The sequence below is a fragment of the Bradyrhizobium sp. 17 genome, from assembly GCF_023073515.1.
Classification (GTDB): domain Bacteria; phylum Pseudomonadota; class Alphaproteobacteria; order Rhizobiales; family Xanthobacteraceae; genus Bradyrhizobium; species Bradyrhizobium canariense_D.
Genome location: NZ_JADPJQ010000106.1, coordinates 82,111 through 103,765, shown reverse-complemented (window position 1 = coordinate 103,765; position 21,655 = coordinate 82,111). Strand labels below are relative to the sequence as shown.

At 64.2% G+C, this 21,655-nt stretch carries 21 protein-coding genes; 9 read left to right on the top strand and 12 right to left on the bottom strand.

Going from position 1 to position 21,655, the window contains the following annotated elements; all coding sequences use genetic code 11:
- Nucleotides 1–34 precede the first annotated feature (34 nt).
- Both IVB13_RS21365 and IVB13_RS21360 read left to right on the top strand, forming a co-directional pair.
- Nucleotides 35–439: a DUF2946 family protein gene (locus IVB13_RS21365; RefSeq protein ID WP_247490347.1), complete on the top strand. Its 405-nt coding sequence runs from the start codon at nt 35–37 to the stop codon at nt 437–439.
- A gap of 147 nt (nt 440–586) precedes the next feature.
- Nucleotides 587–2,944, top strand: coding sequence for a TonB-dependent receptor (locus IVB13_RS21360; protein ID WP_247490345.1), 2,358 nt, complete (start codon nt 587–589; stop codon nt 2,942–2,944).
- A 22-nt stretch (nt 2,945–2,966) separates the two neighbouring features.
- Here IVB13_RS21360 and IVB13_RS21355 read toward each other — a convergent pair whose 3' ends face one another.
- The 5 genes from IVB13_RS21355 to IVB13_RS21335 all read right to left on the bottom strand — a co-directional run bounded on the left by IVB13_RS21355 (nt 2,967) and on the right by IVB13_RS21335 (nt 6,977).
- Nucleotides 2,967–4,124 carry a hypothetical protein gene (locus IVB13_RS21355; RefSeq protein WP_240543335.1) on the bottom strand — a complete coding sequence of 386 codons (1,158 nt, stop codon included), beginning with the start codon at nt 4,122–4,124 and terminating at the stop codon, nt 2,967–2,969.
- Between the two features lie 30 nt (nt 4,125–4,154).
- Nucleotides 4,155–4,856: a methyltransferase domain-containing protein gene (locus IVB13_RS21350; protein WP_247490343.1), complete on the bottom strand. Its 702-nt coding sequence runs from the start codon at nt 4,854–4,856 to the stop codon at nt 4,155–4,157.
- Between the two features lie 37 nt (nt 4,857–4,893).
- Nucleotides 4,894–5,409 carry an N-acetyltransferase gene (locus IVB13_RS21345; RefSeq protein WP_018454963.1) on the bottom strand — a complete coding sequence of 172 codons (516 nt, stop codon included), beginning with the start codon at nt 5,407–5,409 and terminating at the stop codon, nt 4,894–4,896.
- A 66-nt stretch (nt 5,410–5,475) separates the two neighbouring features.
- The gene (locus tag IVB13_RS21340; protein WP_085352655.1) at nt 5,476–6,423 is read right to left on the bottom strand and encodes a glycosyltransferase family 2 protein; all 948 of its coding nucleotides are present in this window, start codon (nt 6,421–6,423) and stop codon (nt 5,476–5,478) included.
- Between the two features lie 62 nt (nt 6,424–6,485).
- Nucleotides 6,486–6,977, bottom strand: coding sequence for an NUDIX domain-containing protein (locus IVB13_RS21335; RefSeq protein ID WP_085352656.1), 492 nt, complete (start codon nt 6,975–6,977; stop codon nt 6,486–6,488).
- 80 nt (nt 6,978–7,057) lie between these two features.
- Between IVB13_RS21335 and IVB13_RS21330 the strand changes: the two genes are divergently transcribed.
- Nucleotides 7,058–7,939 carry a metallophosphoesterase gene (locus IVB13_RS21330; protein ID WP_247490340.1) on the top strand — a complete coding sequence of 294 codons (882 nt, stop codon included), beginning with the start codon at nt 7,058–7,060 and terminating at the stop codon, nt 7,937–7,939.
- A 39-nt stretch (nt 7,940–7,978) separates the two neighbouring features.
- Here the strand turns inward: IVB13_RS21330 and IVB13_RS21325 are convergent, their stop codons facing one another.
- The 3 genes from IVB13_RS21325 to IVB13_RS21315 form a co-directional block, all read right to left on the bottom strand.
- Nucleotides 7,979–8,533, bottom strand: a complete 555-nt coding sequence (locus IVB13_RS21325; RefSeq protein ID WP_247490339.1) for a hypothetical protein — start codon at nt 8,531–8,533, stop codon at nt 7,979–7,981.
- 199 nt (nt 8,534–8,732) lie between these two features.
- Complete coding sequence (locus IVB13_RS21320; RefSeq protein ID WP_007595122.1) at nt 8,733–8,939, bottom strand: hypothetical protein; 207 nt, start codon at nt 8,937–8,939, stop codon at nt 8,733–8,735.
- A 30-nt stretch (nt 8,940–8,969) separates the two neighbouring features.
- Nucleotides 8,970–10,601 (bottom strand): isocitrate lyase, encoded by a 1,632-nt coding sequence (locus IVB13_RS21315; RefSeq protein WP_247490336.1) that lies wholly within the window; start codon nt 10,599–10,601, stop codon nt 8,970–8,972.
- Nucleotides 10,602–10,823: 222 nt separating this feature from the next.
- On the opposite strand from IVB13_RS21315, the gene IVB13_RS21310 reads away from it, so the two are divergent.
- On the top strand, nt 10,824–12,269 hold the full coding sequence (locus tag IVB13_RS21310) for a short-chain fatty acyl-CoA regulator family protein (RefSeq protein ID WP_018454969.1): 1,446 nt from the start codon (nt 10,824–10,826) through the stop codon (nt 12,267–12,269).
- 138 nt (nt 12,270–12,407) lie between these two features.
- Here IVB13_RS21310 and IVB13_RS21305 read toward each other — a convergent pair whose 3' ends face one another.
- Nucleotides 12,408–12,701, bottom strand: a complete 294-nt coding sequence (locus tag IVB13_RS21305) for an antibiotic biosynthesis monooxygenase (protein ID WP_247475148.1) — start codon at nt 12,699–12,701, stop codon at nt 12,408–12,410.
- A gap of 229 nt (nt 12,702–12,930) precedes the next feature.
- On the opposite strand from IVB13_RS21305, the gene IVB13_RS21300 reads away from it, so the two are divergent.
- Both IVB13_RS21300 and IVB13_RS21295 read left to right on the top strand, forming a co-directional pair.
- Entirely contained in the window at nt 12,931–13,737 is an 807-nt protein-coding gene (locus IVB13_RS21300) for a hypothetical protein (RefSeq protein WP_247490334.1), read from the top strand.
- Between the two features lie 164 nt (nt 13,738–13,901).
- The gene (locus IVB13_RS21295) at nt 13,902–14,243 is read left to right on the top strand and encodes a hypothetical protein (protein ID WP_018454971.1); all 342 of its coding nucleotides are present in this window, start codon (nt 13,902–13,904) and stop codon (nt 14,241–14,243) included.
- Between the two features lie 194 nt (nt 14,244–14,437).
- On the opposite strand, the gene IVB13_RS21290 is transcribed toward IVB13_RS21295, so the two are convergent.
- Together IVB13_RS21290 and htpX are read right to left on the bottom strand one after the other, a co-directional pair.
- Nucleotides 14,438–15,079 (bottom strand): tetratricopeptide repeat protein, encoded by a 642-nt coding sequence (locus IVB13_RS21290; RefSeq protein ID WP_026232851.1) that lies wholly within the window; start codon nt 15,077–15,079, stop codon nt 14,438–14,440.
- A 134-nt stretch (nt 15,080–15,213) separates the two neighbouring features.
- Nucleotides 15,214–16,146 (bottom strand): zinc metalloprotease HtpX, encoded by a 933-nt coding sequence (gene htpX / locus IVB13_RS21285; RefSeq protein WP_247490332.1) that lies wholly within the window; start codon nt 16,144–16,146, stop codon nt 15,214–15,216.
- Nucleotides 16,147–16,332: 186 nt separating this feature from the next.
- Between htpX and IVB13_RS21280 the strand changes: the two genes are divergently transcribed.
- The 3 genes from IVB13_RS21280 (at nt 16,333) to IVB13_RS21270 (ending at nt 19,678) form a co-directional block, all read left to right on the top strand.
- Nucleotides 16,333–17,634 carry a lytic murein transglycosylase gene (locus IVB13_RS21280; RefSeq protein WP_247490331.1) on the top strand — a complete coding sequence of 434 codons (1,302 nt, stop codon included), beginning with the start codon at nt 16,333–16,335 and terminating at the stop codon, nt 17,632–17,634.
- A gap of 256 nt (nt 17,635–17,890) precedes the next feature.
- Nucleotides 17,891–18,394, top strand: coding sequence for a DUF1993 domain-containing protein (locus IVB13_RS21275; RefSeq protein WP_018454975.1), 504 nt, complete (start codon nt 17,891–17,893; stop codon nt 18,392–18,394).
- A 183-nt stretch (nt 18,395–18,577) separates the two neighbouring features.
- Nucleotides 18,578–19,678, top strand: coding sequence for an alkene reductase (locus tag IVB13_RS21270; RefSeq protein WP_247490329.1), 1,101 nt, complete (start codon nt 18,578–18,580; stop codon nt 19,676–19,678).
- Nucleotides 19,679–19,880: 202 nt separating this feature from the next.
- Here the strand turns inward: IVB13_RS21270 and IVB13_RS21265 are convergent, their stop codons facing one another.
- Nucleotides 19,881–21,623, bottom strand: coding sequence for an ABC transporter substrate-binding protein (locus tag IVB13_RS21265; RefSeq protein ID WP_039799251.1), 1,743 nt, complete (start codon nt 21,621–21,623; stop codon nt 19,881–19,883).
- Nucleotides 21,624–21,655 lie beyond the last annotated feature (32 nt).

The window sequence follows — 21,655 nt, the reverse complement described above, 5'->3', positions numbered from 1 at the left end:
GATGATACCTCGCGATGTGGGGTGGCGTTTCCAGATGAAGTGGTTCCGGTCGAATATCAGGCACGGCGCCCGGCTCGCGATCTTCGCGATGCTGGTGCAGTTCGCGCTGACGTTCGGCCACAGCCATTGGTTCGCCCAGGCGGCTCCCCTCGCCCAGTCCTCGCTGCAGCAGACCGACGGCGCCCAAGCTCCCGCTTGGATCGACCGTTCCGCGGTCGAGAGGCAATCGCCATTGGCTCCCGACAGGGAGCAACCGGGCGAGGACAATTGCGCGATCTGCGCATTGGTCGCGATGGCGGGCACCGTCTTGTTCGCGGCGCCGCCTGTGTTGCTGCTGCCGCAGGCGATCGACCTGCTCTACCGCACCACCGACGCCGAATTCGTCCACCTGAAATCGGCCGGTACGGCATTCCAGCCCCGCGCCCCTCCCGCGTCCTGACTTCCACAACGCTTGATCACGCCCGGGCTCGCCGCTTTCAGGCGCATTCCCGGGAGCAGCTGAAGTCGAATTCCGTCGCGCAGCGACGGCAGGCCGCCTCCGATCAGCAGACGAACATGCGGACGGCGCCTGACTGGAATCAGGACCATGTCATTCAAATTGCGGCGCGCGCAGCGCCTTGGCGGAGCAAGCCTGCTCCTGCTCGGCGCCGCCACCTCGGCGCTGGCCGAGGATAAGTCATCGACCGAGATCCCCGCCGTCACCGTGACGGCTCCGAGCCCCATCGTGCGCAGGGCGGTGGTGCCGACCCGCAACCCCGGTCGTCCCACCCGAACCGCGCGGGCACGCAGCCACCAACGCGCTGCGGACGCCACGCCGGCAACCTCCACGCCGGCCGCACCTCAGCAGGGCGTGCTGCCCATCGTGACCAACCAGTTCGCGACGGTCACGGTGGTGCCGAACGAAGAGATCCGCCGCGAGGGCGGTGGCCAGCTCGGCGACCTTCTGTTCTCGAAACCCGGCATCACCGGATCGAGCTTCGCGCCCGGCGCCTCCAGCCGGCCGATCATCCGGGGACTCGACGTCAACCGCATCGGCATCGTCGAGAACGGCACCAATGCCGGCGGCGCCTCCGATCTCGGCGAGGATCACTTCGTTCCAATTGATCCGCTCGCGACCAACCAGGTCGAGGTGGTACGCGGGCCGGCTGCGCTGCGCTATGGCTCGACCTCGATCGGCGGCGTCGTCAGCGCCACCAACAACCGGATTCCCGACGCGCTGCCGACCTGCGCTCCGTCGTTCCAGACCTACGGCATGCCGACGAAGGCACCGCTCGCAGCGGCCGCGACTTCGCCTTGCGTCACCGCCCAGACGCGCAGCGCGTTCAGTTCGGTCGACCGCGGCGTCGAAAGCGGCGTGCTGCTCGACACGGGCGGCGGCAATTTTGCCTTCCATGCCGACGTCTACGGGCGCAACACCACCGACTACAGCATCCCGAGCTACCCGTACCTCGCCGACCAGACCCGGCCCGTCGCCAACGGACGCCAGCCCAACTCGGCGACGCGCTCAGACGGCGCCTCGATCGGCGGCTCCTACTTTTTCCAGGGCGGCTATATCGGCGCGGCGATCACGCAGAACGACTCCCTGTACCACATCCCCGGCATCGACGGCGCCGACCACAACACGCGGATCGACGCCCATCAGACCAAGATCAACGTCAAGGGCGAGTACCATCCCGACGCTACGGCGATCGACGTCGTTCGCTTCTGGGCCGGCGCGACCGATTACCGGCACAACGAGATCGGGCTTGCCGATCCCGCCGATTCCAACACGGACGGCGTGCGGCAGACCTTCACCAACAAGGAGCAAGAGATCCGCACCGAGGTGCAGCTGATGCCGTTCAACGCGCGCTTCGCCGAGGTGACGACGGCGCTGGGCTTCCAGGTCGGCCATCAGGAATTGAGCGCGCCGAGCCCGGACAATCCGGGCACGCTGTTCAACGGCCTGTGGGACCCGAACAACAGCACGCGCGTTGCCGGTTACGCGTTCAACGAGTTCAAGTTCACGGACGCGACGCGGGCGCAGATCGCCGGCCGCATCGAGCATGTCGAGCTGCACGGGACGACGCCGGATTTTCCCGCGGACTTCCTGCCCGACGGCACGCCGCAGGCGGGCATCGGCCGTAATCCGTCCTTCACGCCGAAGAGCGGCAGCATCGGCCTGTTGCAGGACCTGCCAGGCGGCATGGTCGGCAGCATCACCGCGCAATATGTCGAGCGCGCGCCGAAGGCCGCCGAGCTGTTCTCGCGCGGCGCACATGATGCGACCGCGACCTTCGACATCGGCAACCCCAACCTCACCATCGAGACCGCGAAATCCGTGGAGGTCGGCCTGCGCAAGGCAACGGGGCCGTTCCGCTTCGAGGCGACGGTCTACTACACGCATTTCAACAACTTCATCTATCGCCGTCTCACCGGCGTGATGTGCGACGACGACTTTGCCTCGTGCGGCACGCCCGGCGCCGAGGTGAACCAGGCGGTCTATTCGCAGCGGGACGCGAACTTCCGCGGCGGCGAATTCCAGTCGCAGCTCGACGTCGGTGCATTCCAGGGCGGCATCTGGGGCATCGAGAACCAGTTCGACGTGGTCCGGGCCACCTTCACCGACGGCACCAATGTGCCGCGCATTCCGCCGGTGAGACTGGGCGGCGGCGTGTTCTGGCGCGACGACAACTGGCTGATGCGCGTTAATCTGTTGCACGCCTTCGCTCAGAACAACGTCGCGGTGATCGCGGAGACGCCGACGCCGGGCTACAATCTCTTGAAGGCCGAGGTGAGCTACAAGACCAAGCTCAACCCGAATGCATTCGGCGCGCGCGAGATGCTGCTCGGCCTCGTCGGCAACAATCTGTTGAACGAAAACATCCGCAACTCGGTGTCCTACACCAAGGACGAGGTGTTGATGCCCGGCATCGGGGTACGGGCGTTCGCGAACTTCAAGTTCTGAAAGCGCGATTGCTAGCCGGACTTCATCGTGCTGTGGCTGAGGCGGCCGCTTCGGGGGCCCCCTCTGATGCCTCCTGAAACAGCACGGCAAACAGCAGGGTCCATAATGTCAGGAGAGAAATAGGGATCGTGTAGTACGGTGTCGCGATCGGATAGGTGAAGAAGAAGGCGAGGTTGAGCGCCAGATTGGCGATCGTGAGCAGCGCGACGCGGCGAATGCCGTTCGCCTGCCGCAACAGCCAGATCGAGCCTGCGATTCCGATGACGATCAGCAAGGTCTGGAGCGGATCGGCCAGATAGTCCCGGACCACCGCGAACGAAAAATCCAGTGGCCTGACATCGGGATTGTTGCCGTAGGTCGATGCGAACGGACTGCCGGCGTTGACGGCGTAAGAGACGATGGTCGGGATCACGCCGGCCAGCAACGCGACGCCGAACACAAGCCCCTGCAAGAACCGGGACATCGTCCGCTTCGCAAGAAACGCGACGAGGAGAAAGAGACCATAGCCCGACGCCAGGAAAAGGTTGGCCAATCGAAAGTCGACGGTCAATCCGAGCAGGAAACCGATTGGCGCCAGCAGCCAGATATTCGGTTGAGATCGCGGGCCCGCCAGCCATCGCGCCGTGAGACATCCTACGAGCGCGCACACGACGACCGTCGGGGCCATCGAATAGCTCGCCTTGACCGGATTGACCATCAGGTAGATCGCAAGACAGCCGAACGTCCCGGCCATCAGGACCAACCTCATGCTGCGCGCGAGAGAAAGCGCAAACAGCGCAAAGCCCAGGACGACAATGGTCGCCAGCATGTACATGGGCGCGACCTGGTGCCCTGGCGGAAACAACGCCAACACGAGGCCGACGCCCGGCGGGTATTGAATGACGACCTTCCCCGTGGCCGGCATCAGATTGTGACATGGCGCCGCGGTCGTATCGTTCCAGTCGGGGTAGCCGATCTCCTTCAGCTTTGCTTTCTGATAGCCATCGTCGTCGCGGGTGAGGCTGGTGTCGAATCCCTCCACCAGCCCGAATCTCTGGAACAGATGCGCCTGCCGCAGGTAGCAGATGTCGTCATAGACGCCGCGCGCCTCGTTCCATCGCATCATGGTCCAGAAATGGCCGACCAGCACCGCGAGAAACAACACGACGAAGAAGGCTTTGCTGGTGTGGATCTTCTTCATCGGGATCATGCTGGGGCGGGAGGCGCTGCTTCAGCGGAATGCAAGATAGAGATTGGACGATAGCGGGCCGAGCGACAAACCGGTGTAGCCCACAGCCGCGGACATGGGGTTGGACGACTTGGCACTCGCAGACTCGGCAACCAGCGCGGCGAGCCCCAGCAGCCGTTTTCGCGTCATCAGGATCAGATTCTGCTCCTCGGTCCATTCCGACTTGCCGGCGATCATGCAGGCGATCCTGAAGGTGCCGTCCAGATAGTGCGCCAGCGGGATGGCCGTGTGGTGCTCGACCGGAAAGAACCTGTTGGGCACCGTGATGAAGACCCGCCGCGCGACGCGGCCAAGCTCCTCGACCAGGAGCACTTGGTTTTCATGGCTGCCGGCATGCTCGAGCACGGCATTGGACGTCGCGACGTCGAACGCATTGTCGTCAAACGGCAGCCGTGTATTCGGTTCAATCTGCACGTAACGGCAAAGCGGAAAAGCCGCCTTGAATCCGATACCTTCGCCGAGCCCGCAGGCCGTGATCTTGTGCTGATGCGGGTAGCTTCGCTCCAGCACGTTGGCGCCGTCGTTGATCACGTCGGACACGCCGACATCCAGGATCTCGTCCGCCGCGCACGGCTGCATCTGGGCGATGAAATCCTGGTAGATGCGGTCGCGCGCCGCGATCAGCAGCTTTTCCGCCGTGCTCCCGGACGCCACTTCCCGGTAATATTGCTGATCGACCGGCACTGCCCTACCTTCATGTGAGCTTCGAAGCGAGGGCGCGTCAGGTTCGCGTCTTGCTCCAGTCGGGACCGACCGGCCCCGATACGCCTTCGAACGCGCCCTCGACCAGCTCGATGACGAGGAGCCGGCTGTAATCGACCGGGCCCGGCATGGTGACGCGTCCCTTGGGGACTTGCTTGAAGCCGACGCGGCTGTAATAGGGTTCGTCGCCGACCAGCAGCACCAGGCGATGGCCCTGCGCCTTGGCATCCTTCAGCGCGCGCTCGAGCAGCAGCCGGCCGACGCCGCGGCTGCGGAACGGAGGCTCGACCGTCAGGGGCCCGAGCAGCAACGCCGGCGTGTCGCCGACGCAAATCGGCAATTGCCGGACGGATCCGACCAGCAACGTACCGACGCGGGCGGTGAAGGATAGATCGAGCACATGGTCCACGTGCTCGCGGATGCGGTACGCGCTGAGCACGAAGCGGCCCGGTCCGAAGGTGCGTTCGTGCAGCCGCTCGATCGCCTGAGCATCGCCGACGGCTTCCGACCGGATGGTGAGGGAAAGATCGTTCATCGCGTCGGCGGGATATCACCTTGGAGGGCAGCGGTCTATACGATTGCGCCCGGCCCCCGAGGCATTTCAGCTCCTCCCGAGCGGTGGTTGGGACAGGTAGGCGAGCATCTTCATTTCCCGCCGCCCACGCGTCACGGTGTCGAGCACGAGCCCCGACGAAGCCGAAAGCAGCGCCATGATCATCAGGCCCATGGAGAGGACGGCGGTCGGCAGGCGCGGTACCAGGCCGGTTTCGAGGAAGGTGATCACCACGGGCAATCCGAAAGCGATCGACAGCAGCGCGAAGAGGATGCCGATCGCCGAAAAGAAGCGCAGCGGCCGCTCCAACCGGTTGAGCTTCAGCATCGTGTTGAAGATGCGCAACCCATCCTGCCAGGTATTGAGCTTGGAGAAGGAGCCTTCCGGGCGCGCATAATAGGGCGTCTCCACCTCGGCGACCGGCAGCGACAATTCCAGCGCATAGACCGCGAACTCGGTCTCGATCTCGAAACCGCCGGACAGGACGGGAAAGGATTTGACGAAGCGGCGGGAGAACACGCGGTAACCGGACAAGATGTCCTTGAAGGCGTGACCGAAGGTCGATGCCAGGAAGCCAGTGAAGAGCTGGTTGCCGATGCGATGACCGCGCCGGTAGGCCGCTTGCGATTGATCGACACGCAGGCCGACAACCATATCCAGATGCTCGTCGAGGAGCTGGTCGATCATGCGCGACGCGCTCGGCGCGTCGTAGGTCGCATCGCCATCGACGAGCACGTAGATGTCGGCTTCGATGTCTGCGAACATGCGGCGAACGACGTGGCCTTTGCCCTGGCGCCGTTCGCTGCGCACGATCGCTCCCGCCTCGCGCGCGACCGCCGCGGTACGGTCGGTCGAATTGTTGTCGTACACGTAGACCTCGGCCGCAGGCAGGGCCTTGCGGAAATCGGCGACGACCGTCGCGACGGCGGCTTCCTCATTGTAGCAGGGCACCAGCACGGCGACCCGAAATGGCCATGACGTCGTCGATTCAGACAATCTTCATCCCTCGTCCATGCGCCGACACCGCAGGCGCGGCGATCTACTAGCACGGGCAGCCATCATCGCCACGTCGCAATCCGCGGCCTGTCGTGCAGGACTTCGGCGATCCGCAACCGCGTGCCCGGCGTGGTCCCCTCGGGCAGCGCAGTGACCGCGAAGAATCCGCACTCCGCGATCTCGCGGTTGGGCGCGGGCAGGCGATCCTGCTTGAACTGCCTGACGACGTAGACCGCGACATGGTCGCGGCGGGAGACGTGGCTGTTGAGGAAGATGCCGTGCAGCACGGCGTCGCCGGTGAGATCGATATCCCCCTCCTCCTTGAGCTCGCGGCGCATCGCGTGCTCCATGGTCTCGCCGAGATCGACGCCGCCGCCGGGCAGATACCAGCCCGTGACGTAGCTGTGCCTGACCAGGAACACCCTGGTGTCGGCATCCACCACCACGGCGCGGACGCCGAGCGTCATCCCGCGGACCAGCAGGAAATAGGCGTGGAAGATTCGCCGCAGCAGCGGCTCGAATTTCCGTCGGACGCTGTTCAGACGTTCCCCCATCGGGCTCCCTTGATGCCCCGCTTGCACCTAGCCTGCGACCTTGCCATTACAGCGGACGAATAGCGAGGCAATCGCCCCCCATGGCTCCCTTCACGCTCGCCCATCTGTCCGACCCGCATCTGCCGCCGCTGCCGAAGCCGCGGCTGATCGAGCTCGCCGGCAAGCGCGGGTTCGGCTATGTCAACTGGACGCGCAACCGTCACAAATACCAGCGCCGCGAGGTGCTCGACGCCCTTGTCGCCGACGTGAAGGCGCAAGGTCCCGACCACATCGCGGTCACAGGCGATCTCGTCAATCTGGCGCTGGAGGCGGAGTTCGCGCCGGCGCGCGCCTGGCTCGACGGCGTCGGTCCGCCCGACCGCGTCACCACGATTCCCGGCAATCACGACGCTTATGTCCGCGCTACCTTTCATCGCTTCGGCGAAACCTTCGCGCCCTATCTTGCGGGCGACGATGGCCGTATCGGCTTTCCGAGCCTGCGCCGGCGCGGGCCGCTCGCACTGATCAGCCTGTCCACGGCGGTGCCCACCTTGCCGTTGATGGCGACAGGCGCGCTCGGACGCGAACAGCTCGCGGCGCTCGAAGAGGTGCTCGAGCGGCTCGCAACCGAGGACGTCTTTCGCGTGCTGCTGGTGCATCATCCCCTGAAGTCCGGCGCGCGCCACAAGCGCATGACTGACTCCGCCGGGCTGCTGACGCTTTTGAAACGCCACGGCGTCGAGTTGATCCTGCATGGACACGACCACATTCATTCGACGATGTGGTTCGAGGGACCCAACGGCAATATTCCGGCCCTCGGCGTGCCGTCGGCCTCCGCGCTCGCGCACGGCCGCACCCCGGCTGCGGCCTACAATCTGTTCACGATCGAGAAGGACAACGCCGGCTGGCGTTGCGAGCAGACGGTGCGGAGCCTGGGGGTTGGACTCCAGATCGGACAGATCAAGCATGTGAGATTGATTTGAGGCCGCCCGTCATTGCTCGCAATGACGACGGCGAACGTCTCACCAGCTCCGCAGCGCCGCGAGCACGGCAACACCGAACAGCGCGGCGGCGCCGAGCACAAATCCGAACACGAACGGCCAGACGCGCGAGCGGCGCCGCGTCGGCGCTAGCTCGGGCTTCGGCTCGGGCGGGACCACCATCGCATGCTCGCGTTCGATCATGCGGCGGGCGACATAATCAGTCACGGCCTCGACGATGACAGCGGTGTCGTGCGATTCGGCGAGCACGATGCGGCCGAAGCGGGTGTCCTGCACGAAGCGGTACATTCGCTTGTCACGCCCCATCAAGATATGCGCGACGACGTCGATCCAGAGCCTGGGCGTGTCGCCCTGGCTGATGCCACGGTCGAACAGGTCGATCTGATCGGGCACCTGCGCGAACAGGGGATCGAGCGAATCGTTGAGGATCTCGAGCCGCGCCACCTCGGCATCGCGCAAATCGACGACGACGCCGGTCCGGTCGGCGGCCTCGATTCGCGCTCGCAACAACGCATCACGCAGCCGCACCGGGCGCGGCTGGCCGGGATGGATCCCGCTGGTCTCGGGCTCTGACATTGGCGGCCTCGTCCTCACTTGGCGGGATTAACCTATCAGCAACCAAAGTGTCCGCAAAGGGCCTACAATTCCAGTGACTTACGACGCCCACAAATCTTTCACCTGTGCCAAAAACAGACGGTCCCACCCGGCTTGCGCCGGATGGGACCCTCCGTCCTTGGACGTCTTCTTATTCAGATTGGCATGCAAGTTCAGATTGTCACGCCGAGACTCGCGACGGCTCTTCCACGATCGAGAAGCGGACGCCCGCCTTGTGGCGGTTCTCTTCCGAGACCGAGCGCCAGGCGTCCTCGGCCTCCTTGCGGGTCTTGAACGGACCCTGCACCTGGGCCGAACCTTCCACGAGCTTGTGGAAGTTCATCGAACCGAACTCGCCGCCGATCACCCAGAAATTGCTGTTGGTCATTGTCAGTCTCCTGTCGATTAGCGTGATGCGTTAGCCGAACTGGTTCATCGTGTTGTGGGCACCGCCCGCCTTCAGGGCAGCCTCGCCGGCGAAGTATTCCTTGTGGTCGTCGCCGATGTCGGAGCCGGCCATGTTCTGATGCTTGGCGCACGCGATACCCTGACGGATCTCGGCGCGCTGGACGTTCTTGACATAGCCGAGCATTCCCTGGTCGCCGAAATATTCCTTCGCCAGATTGTCCGTCGATAGCGCCGCCGTGTGATAGGTCGGCAACGTGATCAGGTGGTGGAAGATGCCGGCACGCTTGGCCGAATCCGCCTGGAAGGTACGGATGCGCTCGTCGGCTTCCTTCCCCAGCGGCGTATCGTCGTATTCCGGCTTCATCAGCTCGGCACGATTGTACTTGCTGACGTCCTTCCCGGCTTCCTTCATGGCGTCGTAGACCTGCCAACGGAAGTTGAGGGTCCAGTTGAACGAGGGCGAGTTGTTGTAGGCCAGCTTCGCGTTCGGAACCACCTTGCGGATCCGGTCGACCATCTTGGCGATCTGCTCGATATGCGGCTTCTCGGTTTCGATCCAGAGCAGGTCGGCGCCGTTCTGCAGCGAGGTGATGCAATCCAGCACGCAGCGGTCTTCGCCGGTGCCCGGGCGGAACTGATAGAGATTGGAGGGCAGGCGCTTCGGACGCATCAACTTGCCGTTACGGTTGATGATGACGTCGCCGTTGCGGGCGTTCTCCGCCGTCACTTCCTCGCAATCCAGGAAGCTGTTGTACTGGTCGCCGAGGTCGCCGGGCTTGTGGCTGACCGCGATCTGCTGGGTCAGGCCGGCACCGAGCGAGTCGGTGCGGGTCACGACGATGCCGTCTTCAACGCCGAGTTCGAGGAAGGCGTGGCGGCAGGCCCGGATCTTGGCCAGGAACACCTCGTGCGGCACGGTGACCTTGCCGTCCTGGTGGCCGCACTGCTTTTCGTCCGAGACCTGGTTCTCGATCTGGAGCGCGCAGGCACCCGCCTCGATCATCTTCTTGGCGAGCAGATAGGTGGCCTCCGCATTGCCGAAGCCGGCGTCGATGTCGGCGATGACGGGCACGACATGGGTCTGGAAGTTATCGATCTTCTCGATCAGCTCCTTCTCTCTGGTCTTGTCGCCTTCCTTGCGGGCCTTATCGAGGTTGCGGAAGATATCGTTCAGCTCGCGCGAATCGGCCTGACGCAGGAAGGTGTAGAGCTCTTCGATCAGCGCCGGCACCGAGGTCTTCTCGTGCATCGACTGGTCCGGCAGCGGGCCGAACTCGGAGCGCAGCGCCGCGATCATCCAGCCGGACAGGTACAGATAGGTGCGATCGGTCTTGCCAAAGTGCTTCTTGACCGAGATCAGCTTCTGCTGGGCGATGAAGCCGTGCCAGCAGCCCAACGACTGCGTGTACTTGGTGGGGTCGCCGTCGTAGGCGGCCATGTCGGCCCGCATCAGCGCCGCGGTGTAGCGAGCGACGTCGAGGCCGGTCTTGAAGCGATTCTGCAGGCGCATGCGGGCGACGGCCTCGGCCGACACCCCGTTCCAGGTCGGCTGGGTCTCAAGGAGCGACCGGGCCGCCTCGACCTCACTCTGATACGAGGCAGGGGCCTGGAAGGTGCTGATGCCGCGGGGCTGGTAATTCATGTGCCTGATCCTTTCACGACGATGGCACCGCCATCGACATTCTTGACAATGCATTGCGAGATGCGTGTCAGAAGCTAAACGCGAGAAAGCCTAGCTCGTATAGTAGTCTTGTATTTGAATGGTGATGTCATGTAACATAGGTGATTGTAATAAATGTCACTTTGTAAAACTTGTAAAGAATATAGGTCAGTAAGACTGCCTTACGACTTTGGAGACCTGAGAATGCCCGCCGGATCCGGTAAGAAGCTCTTCGTCGGCCCGCGCTTCCGGCGGATCCGGCAGCAATTGGGGCTGTCGCAGACTCAGATCGCCGAGGGGCTCGGGATCTCGCCGAGCTATGTCAACTTGATCGAGCGCAACCAGCGTCCGGTGACTGCGCAGATCCTGCTACGGCTGGCCGAAACCTACGACCTCGACCTGCGCGACCTCGCGACCGCCGACGAGGACCGCTTCTTCGCCGAACTCAACGAGATCTTCTCCGACCCGCTGTTCCGCCAGATCGACGTTCCCAAGCAGGAACTGCGCGATCTGGCCGAGCTTTGCCCCGGCGTCACCCATGCGCTGCAACGGCTCTATGCCGCCTATACCGAGGCCCGCCAGGGCGAGACGCTGGCCGCGGCGCAAATGGCCGACCGCGACGTCGGCACCCGCTATGAGGCCAATCCGGTCGAGCGCGTCCGCGAGCTGATCGAGGCCAACCGCAACTACTTTCCGGAACTCGAGCAGGCCGCGGAGACTCTGCGCGACGGACTGAACGTGCCGGCCGAAGAGCTTTATGCGGCACTGGCGGCACGGCTGCGCGAAAAGCATTCGATCCAGACCCGCATCATGCCGGTGGACGTGATGCGCGAGACGCTGAGGCGCTTCGACCGCCATCGGCGCCAGCTCCTGATCTCCGAACTGGTCGACCCGCCCGGCCGCGCGTTCCAGCTCGCCTTTCAGCTCGGCCTCGTTGAATGCGCGCAGCATCTGGAGACCATCATCGGCCGCGCCGGCGCGCTCGACGACACACCGCGCCGCCTATTCCGGATCACGCTCGGCAACTACTTTGCGGCCGCGGTGATGATGCCCTACCCGGCCTTCCTGGCCGCGGCAGAAGCGTTGAACTACGACATCCATCTGCTGGCGCAGCGCTTCAATTCCGGCTTCGAGCAGGTCTGCCATCGGCTCACCACCCTGCAGCGGCCGAACGCGCGCGGCATCCCGTTCTTCCTCTTGCGCGTCGACAATGCAGGCAATGTCTCGAAGCGATTTTCGTCGGGCACGTTCCCGTTCTCGAAATTCGGCGGCACGTGTCCGTTGTGGAACGTGCACTCGACCTTCGACACGCCTGACCGCCTGCTGAAGCAGGTGATCGAGCTGCCGGACGGTACGCGCTATTTCTCGATCGCGCAGATGGTGCGCCGCCCCGTCGCGCCGCACCCGCTGCCACAGCCGCGCTTCGCCATTGGCCTCGGCTGCGAGATCCGTCACGCCGCGCGCCTCGTCTACGCTGCCGGCATCGATCTGGAGAAAACGGAGGGCACGCCGATCGGCGTCAACTGCCGTCTCTGCGAGCGCGAAAACTGCGCCCAGCGCGCCGAGCCGCCGATCACGCGCACCCTGATCCTGGACGAGACGACGCGGCGGGTGTCGAGCTTTGCATTCTCGAATGCGAGGGAGCTGTAAAGCACACCGCTGTCATGCCCCGCGAAGGCGGGGCATCCAGTACGCCGCGGCCTATCGGTTCAATCCCTGCCGTCTCGGAGTACTGGACGCCCGGTCAAGCCGGGCGATGACAGTTGAATGTGCGGCTGCACCCAATCCCTACGCCAGCGTATGCACGATCACCGGCCCGGCGGCGGCGCGGGCGTCGCCTGCAAGCAGCGGGCCCAGATCCTTCTCGATCCAGGCGATCGCACGCCTGTTCGCCTCCTCCGCCTGCTCGAATTTGTCGAAGATCGAAATCGCCGTGACCGTGTCGTCACCGGCATAGACGACGTAATAGGCGCGGAAGCCGTCGACGTCGCTGATGATCGGAACGGCGCCTTCCTTGATACGGCGCGCCAGCTCTTCGGCGCTCCCGCTTTTTGCCTTGGCCTGACGGATGGCGGCATACATGGCATCCTCGCTTCCGGCTATCTGGTTTGAGGGCTTGGTGCCCGGACCGCATGCTACGCCGAAGCACGCGGGCAATCCACGCTTGGTTAACTCGGCGCTAATTCAGTTCCGCGATCCGCAACGATCGATTAAGCACGCCTCAACATCGCTGCCTTAGTCTCGCCCCACTCACTTTTCGCAAACAACGGCGGCTTATTCTGCCGCGTGAAGTGACATCAGGGGGTTCATCATGCGCATTGCGTTGCTGCTGACCGCGACCGTTGTCGGCGCGCTCTTTGCCAATCCATCCCATGCCGGACCGCTGGATGCGTCCTCCGGCGCAGCGCAGGCGTTACCGCCGGGCTTCCAGAGCTACCGCGGCTACATGTTCGACCTGTCGGAGAATTCCGACCGCAAGGATGTCGACAAGCTCACCGACAATGTGAAGAGCCAGATCGACGTGGTCGAGGCTGCCGGCCTCTCGCCGCGCGTGCTGCGCTTCTTCCGCACCGTCCCGATCATCGCCAGCGAGCTGGCCTGCCTCGACGAAGGCGCCGCGACCGCGTGCTACGGCCGGGTCACGCCTGACATCCAGCGCACCGCTCCCCGCACGCTGACGGTCTGGGACCCCAACAAGCAGCGCTGGAGCAATCCGAACGCCGTCGACCTCGCGGTCGATTCCGGCCTCGGCGTGATCATGCTGCGGCCGGACATGATGCGTTACGAAAAGGAAGCGGTGCTGCTGCACGAACTGCTGCACGCCTACCATGCGCGGCTGTTGCCGGACGGCTACGCCAACAAGGGCGTGATCGGCTATTACGCCTACGCCAAGTCCAAGGATCTCCTGCCCAAGGAATCCTATGCGCTGAAGAATCACATGGAATTCTTTGCGGTGACCGCCAGCATCTTCCTGGCCGGGAAGAGCGAATTCCACGACCCGAAGTCGCGCGAGGCGCTCAAGGAGAAGTTGCCGGACTATTACAAGTATCTGGTGGGGGTGTTCGGCTTCGACCCCGATCCGGCAGCTGCGAGCGGCCCGGTCGCCTCGCTGAAGTAAGACAGACAGCGCAAAACCAAGGCAGAGAGCCGCGCGCACAGCGCGGCTTTTTTGTTTTGGTCACCGGAAGCTGCGGATGACGCGCGGCCGGGAATTGCCAAGGTGGGGCCCGATCTGCATAGTCCCGCCCGCATCGATACCGTTTTCGAAGAGGATAGAACAACATGGCGGACGCCGACCTGGATGTCGTGATCCGGCAACTGGCCAGACAGCTGCATACGGGCCTGATGACCCGCGCCAAGGAGCGCCGGGATCGATTCAACGGCCTTGCGGCCAAGGCCAAGGGCAAGGAGACCGGCGACCGCTTCAAGATGATGGCCAAGGCCACCATGGAGCAGGCCGTTGCCGCCGCCAAGCGCCTGCAGATGTCCGCCGACAACGTCGCCGACAGCTACGCGCGGTCGATGCGGATCGCCGCCAGCACACCGGTCGCGGTGAAGGTGGAGAAGAAGGCGCCCAAGGAAAAGCCGGTGAAGAAGGCGAAGAAGGCCAAAACCAAGAAGTAGGAGCGCACTTTCTTCCTTCTCCCCTTGTGGGAGAAGGTGGCGTGAAGCGCCGGATGAGGGGTTGTTTCCGCGAATTCAACTGCAGCAGACTCACGCGCGGAGAGATACCGCTCACCCGTCTCGCCGCTTCGCGGCGAGCCACCCTCTCCCACAAGGGGAGAGGGTTGCAGCGGCGCACGCAGCTCTAGATATCTCTACCGCCCTGGCGCGGCGAGCCGGGTCGGCTCGGCGCTCGCGAGTTCAGCGAGTTTTGCGCGTGCCGCGTCGCGGGTGCGGGCATCCTTGCCGGCGGGCAGCGCCAGCGCGGCTTCGAAATCGGCGCGCGCTTCATTCGCCTGGCCACGCGCCAGGAAGGCGAGGCCGCGATCGAGCCGAGGCTGCGCATCGGAGGGGTCGAGGCGGACCGCGGTGTTGTAGCTCAGGATCGCGCGATCGAGATCGCCGGCGGCCGCGAGCGCGAGACCGCGCTGGTGATAGGGCGCGGCGTGCCTGGGATCATGCGCGATCGCCTCGTCGTAATCCTCGATGGCAAGTTCGAGGTCGCCGTTCTGCCGGCGCGCCAACGCCCGATCGCGATAGAGCGAGGCACGGTTGGGATTGAGATGGATGGCCTCGTCGAAATCCGCGATCGCCCGCCGCCAGTCGCCGTGGCGCAGCGCGATCCGTCCGCGCCCCTCATAGGCGAACGCGATCAGCGAGCCGCGCAGCGGCGAGAAGCCGATCACAGCCGAACAGATGTCGGGCTCGTCCTCGTCTCCGCAATTGACGACGGTGTGCGTGGACAGGCCAATCAGCACGCCCACGACGATCAACAATGGTACTGCAGCTTTGGTCATCTTCGACGGTGGCAGGCAGAGGGCCGGCCACGCATCCCCTTTCGCAGGAACTCTCACGGCAGGGTGTTAACACCGGCCGGGACCGTCCTGTGTGCGACAGGTCACAAAGCGTGCAAATTAGAGCCGCTGCTGCGTCAGCCCCAAGGCCCGCGCGAGGAGGAGCGGCCCCACGGGCTCCGCGGCGGATAGTTCTCATTGGCGCCGACCGACGGCGACGCCTGCGCACCGAGCTCGGCTGCGAGCTCCTGAAGCGCCGCGATGCGATTCTGCGTCGAGGGATGGGTGGCAAACAGATTGTCCACGCCGTGGCCCGACAGCGGGTTGATGATGAACATGTGCGCGGTGGCGGGATTTCGTTCCGCCTCGGCGTTCGGGACCTGATGCGCCGCGCCTTCGATCTTCACCAGCGCCGATGCCAGCCACATCGGCTGACCGGCGATGCGTGCGCCGAGATTGTCCGCGGCGTATTCGCGGGTGCGGCTGATCGCCATCTGCACCAGCATGGCGCCGATCGGGGCGAGGATCATCATCAGGATCGAGCCGACGATGCCCGGGCCGTTGTTGTCGCGGTTGCCGCCGAAGAACATGCCGAACTGCGCCAGCATCGAGATCGCACCGGCAATGGTCGCGGTCACAGTCATCAGTAGCGTGTCGTGGTGCTTGATATGAGCGAGCTCGTGCGCGATCACGCCCGCAAGCTCCTCGCGGCTGAGCTGGTGCATCAACCCGGTGGTGACCGCAACCGCGGCATTCTCGGGATTGCGACCGGTCGCAAACGCGTTGGGCTGCGGCTCGTCCATCAGGAACACGCGCGGCGTCGGCAAGCCGGCGCGGGCCGCTAGCTCGGCCACGAGCCCGACCAGCTCCGGTGCGCTGCTGCGGTCGACCTCATGGGCGCCATACATGGACAGCACCATCCGGTCGGAGTTCCAGTAGGTGAAGAGATTGATCGCCGCGGCAATGACGAGCGCAATCATGGCGCCGCCGGCACCGCCGATCAGATAGCCGACGCCCATGAACAGGGCGGTGAGGCCTGCGAGCAGCATTGCGGTACGAAGATAATTCATGGCCGTCTCCCGAGGCCGGCCGTAGCCGCTGGAGGCGTTGCGGGCCGGCGAGCATGAGGTAGGGATGACCCCGGCCCGCCCGCAAGGTTTCAAGGTGCGTCGCGGAGCCGCGGCACTGGTTTGAGGTCAATCGTTCCATTAAGCTTGGCCGAGAATCCAAGCGTCTCCTCCCCTTGCGGAAACCTCATGCTCCAGACCCGATTTGCGATCGCGGCCGCCGCCCTGCTCACGCTCGCCCTTCCCGCCTCTGCCCAGTTCGCGCCGCCGCCGGCAAAGCCCGCGGCTCCCAGGGCCACTGGGCCCTCGCCGCGCGCGGCGTCGTGCCATAACGGGGCGAACTTCGATCGCTTCCTGGTCGACGTGAAACAGCAGGCCGTTGCCGCCGGCGTGTCGCAGCGGACGATCGCGGCGGCCTCGCCTTACCTCGTCTACGACCAGGGCATCGTCAATCGCGACCGCGGCCAGCGCGTGTTCGGCCAGCTCTTCACCGAATTTGCCGGCCGCATGGCCGCGCCCTATCGCATGCAGAACGCCCAGCAACATATCAAGCAACATGCGGCCGCGTTCGCGCGCGCGGAAAAGGAATACGGTGTGCCGCCGGCAGTGATCGCCGCGTTCTGGGGACTGGAGAGCGATTTCGGCGTCAACATGGGTAATCTGCCGACACTGAAATCGCTGGTGTCGCTGGCCTATGATTGCCGCCGCTCGGAGATGTTCGTGAACGAGACCATCGCCGCGCTGAAGATCATCGACCGGGGCGACCTGCATCCGGACGAGATGGTCGGCTCCTGGGCCGGCGAGCTCGGTCAGACCCAGTTCCTGCCCGTGCATTACGTCAACTATGCCGTCGACTATGACGGCGACGGCCGACGCGATCTCCTCCGCAGCGAGGACGACGTGATCGGCTCGACCGCGAACTACATCGCCAACGGCTTGAAGTGGCGGCGCGGCGAGCCGTGGCTGGAGGAGATCAAGGTGCCGCAGAACCTGCCGTGGGATCAGACCGACCTCACGGTGCAGCTGCCGCGCTCAAAATGGGCGCAGCTCGGGGTTAGCTATCCCGACGGCCGGCCGCTGCCGAACGACAATCTCGCGGCCTCCGTGCTGCTGCCGATGGGACGCTTCGGTCCGGCCTTCATGGCATACCCGAATTTCGCGGCCTACACCGAGTGGAATAACTCGCTGATCTATTCGACCACCGCGGGCTATCTCGCCACCCGCATCGCGGGCGCGGCTCCGATGCGAAAGCCGTCCACACCGGTCGCGCAGCTGCCATTCAACGAGCTCAAGCAATTGCAGCAGCTTCTGGTCCAGGCTGGCTTCAATGTCGGCAAGGTCGACGGCGTGCTGGGCCAGCAAAGCCGCGCCGCGGTGAAGGCGATGCAGATCAAATACGGTCTGCCGGCCGATTCCTGGCCTACGGCCGAACTGCTCGCTCGCATGCGTGGGGGCACGGCACAGGCGCAGCCAGTGGGGACGATCCGGTAAGCACCAGGATCGCTGTCATGCCCCGCGAAAGCGGGGCATCCAGTACGCTGCGGCCTTCAATCACAGCTGCTCGGAGTACTGGATCGCCCGGTCAACCGGGCGATGACACGAGGGTATGACGCCGATAGCACCACAGCCCGCTCGGTAGAATTTTCGCACTGCACAAGCCCCTCCGGCGATTGTATTTTTCCATGACGTTCCCATGTGAGTAGCTCAGGTTTCTCCTGAGATTTCCCACTTTTGAAGCGAGCATCACATGTCCTTCCACGACGCCGTCGTTCCCGCCTATTTGCAAATGTTGAACAGCCTGATCGGCCTGCTCACGAAAGCCGAAGCGCATTGTGCGGCCAAGAAGGTCGACCCCAGCGTCCTGCTGGGCTCCCGCCTGTTTCCGGACATGCTGCCGCTCTCGAAGCAGATCCAGCTGGTCAGCGATTTCGCAGCCAAAGGTTGCGCCCGGCTGACCCATAGCGACGTGCCCTCCACACCGGACACCGAGACCAGCTTTGCGGAGTTGAAGCAGCGCCTGGCGAAGACCATCGACTACGTGAAATCGTTCAAGCCCGAGCAGTTCGAGGGCGCCGACACCAAGGACGTCACCTTCCCGGCCGGCCCCGACAAGTCCATCACCATGAAGGGCCAGCAATTCCTGAGCGCGTTCTCGCTGCCGAACTTCTATTTCCACGCCGCAACCGCCCACGGCCTTCTGCGCCACGCCGGCGTCGAGATCGGCAAGCGCGATTTCCTCGGCGCGAACTGAAAGGCGATTATTCAGACGGCCGCGGCGGGAGATCCAATCTGCTGCTGCGGCTGAAATTGCACATGCTTTATGCTGCGCGGCTCGGCTGCGCATCTCGCCTGCAGTTTCTGTATGGCTCCTCCCTTGCGCTGATTGCCGCAATGCACAAGTGTTCCGGATCTCTCACCGCCTGGAAGCATTCTCATGAGCCGTTCGACCAAATTGTTTGAGACCTACAAGCTCGGCCCGATCACGCTGGCGAACCGTTTCGTGATGGCGCCGCTGACGCGCAACCGCGCCGTTCCCGGCACCTTCGTACCGGGCGCGCTCGCCGCTGACTATTACGCCCAGCGTGCCTCGGCGGGGCTTCTGATTACCGAAGCGAGCCAGGTCTCACAGCAGGGCCAAGGCTACCAGGACACCCCCGGCATCTACTCAAAGGACCAGGTCGCCGGCTGGCGCACGGTCACCGATCAGGTGCATCAGCGCGGCGGCAAGGTCTTCATCCAGCTCTGGCATGTCGGCCGCATCTCGCATGTCGACCTTCAGGCCAATGGCGCAGCCCCGGTGGCGCCGAGCGCGATCCGCGCCAAGGGCAAGACTTTCGTCAACGGCACTTTCGCCGACGTCTCCGAGCCCCGTGCGCTCGAGCTCTCCGAAATTCCAGGCATCATCGACGATTTCAGGCGCGCCACGAAGAATGCGCTCGAAGCCGGCTTCGATGGCGTCGAGATCCACGGCGCCAACGGCTATCTGCTCGAGCAATTCGCCAAGGACGGCACCAACAAGCGTACCGACGCCTATGGCGGCTCGATCGAGAACCGCGCGCGGCTGATGCTCGAGGTCTCCAGGGGCGTCGTCGCCGAGGCCGGCGCTGATCGCACCGGCATCCGCATCTCGCCGGTGACGCCGGCCAACGACATCTCGGATTCGAACCCGCAAGCCTTGTACGACCATATCGTCGACGGCCTCGCCGCGCTCAAGCTCGTCTATCTCCATGTCGTCGAAGGCGCCACCGGCGGTTCGCGCGACATCGCGCCGTTCGACTATGCGGGCCTGCGCAAGCGCTTCCCCGGCGCCTACATCGCTAACAACGGCTATGATTTCGACCTCGCTGCCAAGGTGCTCGAGGCGAACGCGGCCGATCTCATCGCCTTCGGCAAGCCGTTCATCTCCAATCCCGATCTGGTCGAGCGGCTGAAGCAGGGCGCGGCGCTGAACGACTGGGACAAGAACACGTTCTACGGCGGCGGCGCGAAGGGATACACGGATTACCCGACGCTGGCCGCTGAACCCGCGGAATAGCCTCTTCTCCACGCATGCGCTGTCATGCCCCGCGAAGGCGGGGCATCCAGTAATCTGTGGCTTCCGGGTTCGACCACGCCCGTCTCTGGAATACTGGATCGTCCGCCTTCGCGGACGATGACACCGAGAATGTTGAAAGTGTGTGCCACAAAGAAAAAAGGCCGGGATTGCTCCCGGCCTTTCGTCGTTATGCTGATGTGCCTTACTGCAGCGAAGCGCGCTTCGGGGGCTGTGCCGGCCACGACTTGATCAGAGTGTCGTAGTCGACCGTCTCACCCTTCGGCTTCTCGTTGGCGAGCTTGCGCTGCGGGGCAATCGTGCCGTCCTTCTGGGCCTTGGCGAACCAGAACTCGGCCGACTCCTTCTTGTGCAGCTTCGGACCGCAGGCGCCCTGCACGCCCGACTTCTCCAGACGCTCCATGACGGAGTCCTGGGCCGCGGCAAGCGAGTCCATCGCGGCCTGCGGCGTCTTGGCACCGGACGACGCATCGCCGATGTTCTGCCACCACAGCTGCGCCAGCTTCGGATAGTCGGGCACGTTGTTGCCGGTCGGGGTCCACTGCACGCGCGCGGGCGAGCGGTAGAACTCGATCAGGCCGCCGAGCTTCGGCGCACGCTCGGTGAACGACTTGTCCCAGATGTCGGATTCACGGATGAACGTGAGACCGACATGGCTCTTCTTCAGCGACACCGTCTTGGAGACGATGAACTGGAGATAGAGCCAGGCCGCCTTGCGGCGATCCGGGGGAGTCGATTTGAGCAGCGTCGCCGAACCCGCATCCTGGTAGCCGAGCTTCATGCCTTCCTTCCAGTACGAACCGTGCGGCGACGGAGCCATACGCCACTTCGGCGTACCGTCCGCGTTCATCACGGCGATGCCCGGCTTCACCATGTCGGCGGTGAAGGCGGTGTACCAGAACATCTGCTGGGCGATGTTGCCCTGCGCCGGCACCGGACCCGACTCGGAGAAGGTCATGCCCTGGGCCTGCGGCGGAGCATACTTCTTCATCCACTCGAGGTACTTGGTGATCGAGTAGACCGCGGCCGGACCGTTGGTGTCGCCGCCACGCTCGACCGAGGAGCCGACCGGACGGCAGCCTTCCATGCGGATGCCCCATTCGTCGACCGGCAGACCGTTCGGGATGCCCTTGTCGCCGTTACCGGCCATCGACAGCCAGGCGTCGGTGAAACGCCAGCCGAGCGACGGGTCCTTCTTGCCATAGTCCATATGGCCATAGACCTTGACGCCGTTGATCTCCTTGATGTCGTTGGTGAAGAACTCGGCGATGTCTTCGTAGGCTGACCAGTTCACAGGCACGCCGAGCTCGTAGCCATACTTGGCCTTGAACTTGGCCTTGTAGTCGGCGTTGGTGAACCAGTCGTAGCGGAACCAGTAAAGGTTCGCGAACTGCTGGTCGGGCAGCTGATAGAGCTTGCCGTCCGGCGCCGTGCCGAACGACTTGCCGATGAAGTCGTTGACGTCGAGCATGGGGTCGGTGACGTCCTTGCCCTCGCCGGTCATATAGTCCGACAGCGCGATGGTCTGGCCGTAGCGGAAGTGGGTGCCGATCAGATCGGAATCGTTGATCCAGCCGTCGTACACGTTCTTGCCGGACTGCATCTGGGTCTGCAGCTTCTCGACGACGTCACCTTCCTGGATGATGTCGTGCTTGAGCTTGATGCCGGTGAGCTCGGAGAACGCCTTGGCCAGCGTCTGCGACTCATATTCGTGGGTCGTGATGGTTTCGGAGACCACGTTGATCTCCATTCCCTTGAAGGGCTCGGCGGCCTTGGCGAACCACTCCAGCTCCTTCTTCTGGTCTTCCTTCGACAGCGTCGAGGGCTGGAATTCCGCGATCCACTTCTGGATCGCGGCGTCGTCGGCGGCGCGCACCGGCGCCGAGACGGCCAGCGACACCGCGACGATGGCGGCGACGCTGGACATCGTCAGAAAGCTATTCTTGGTCAATGGACGTT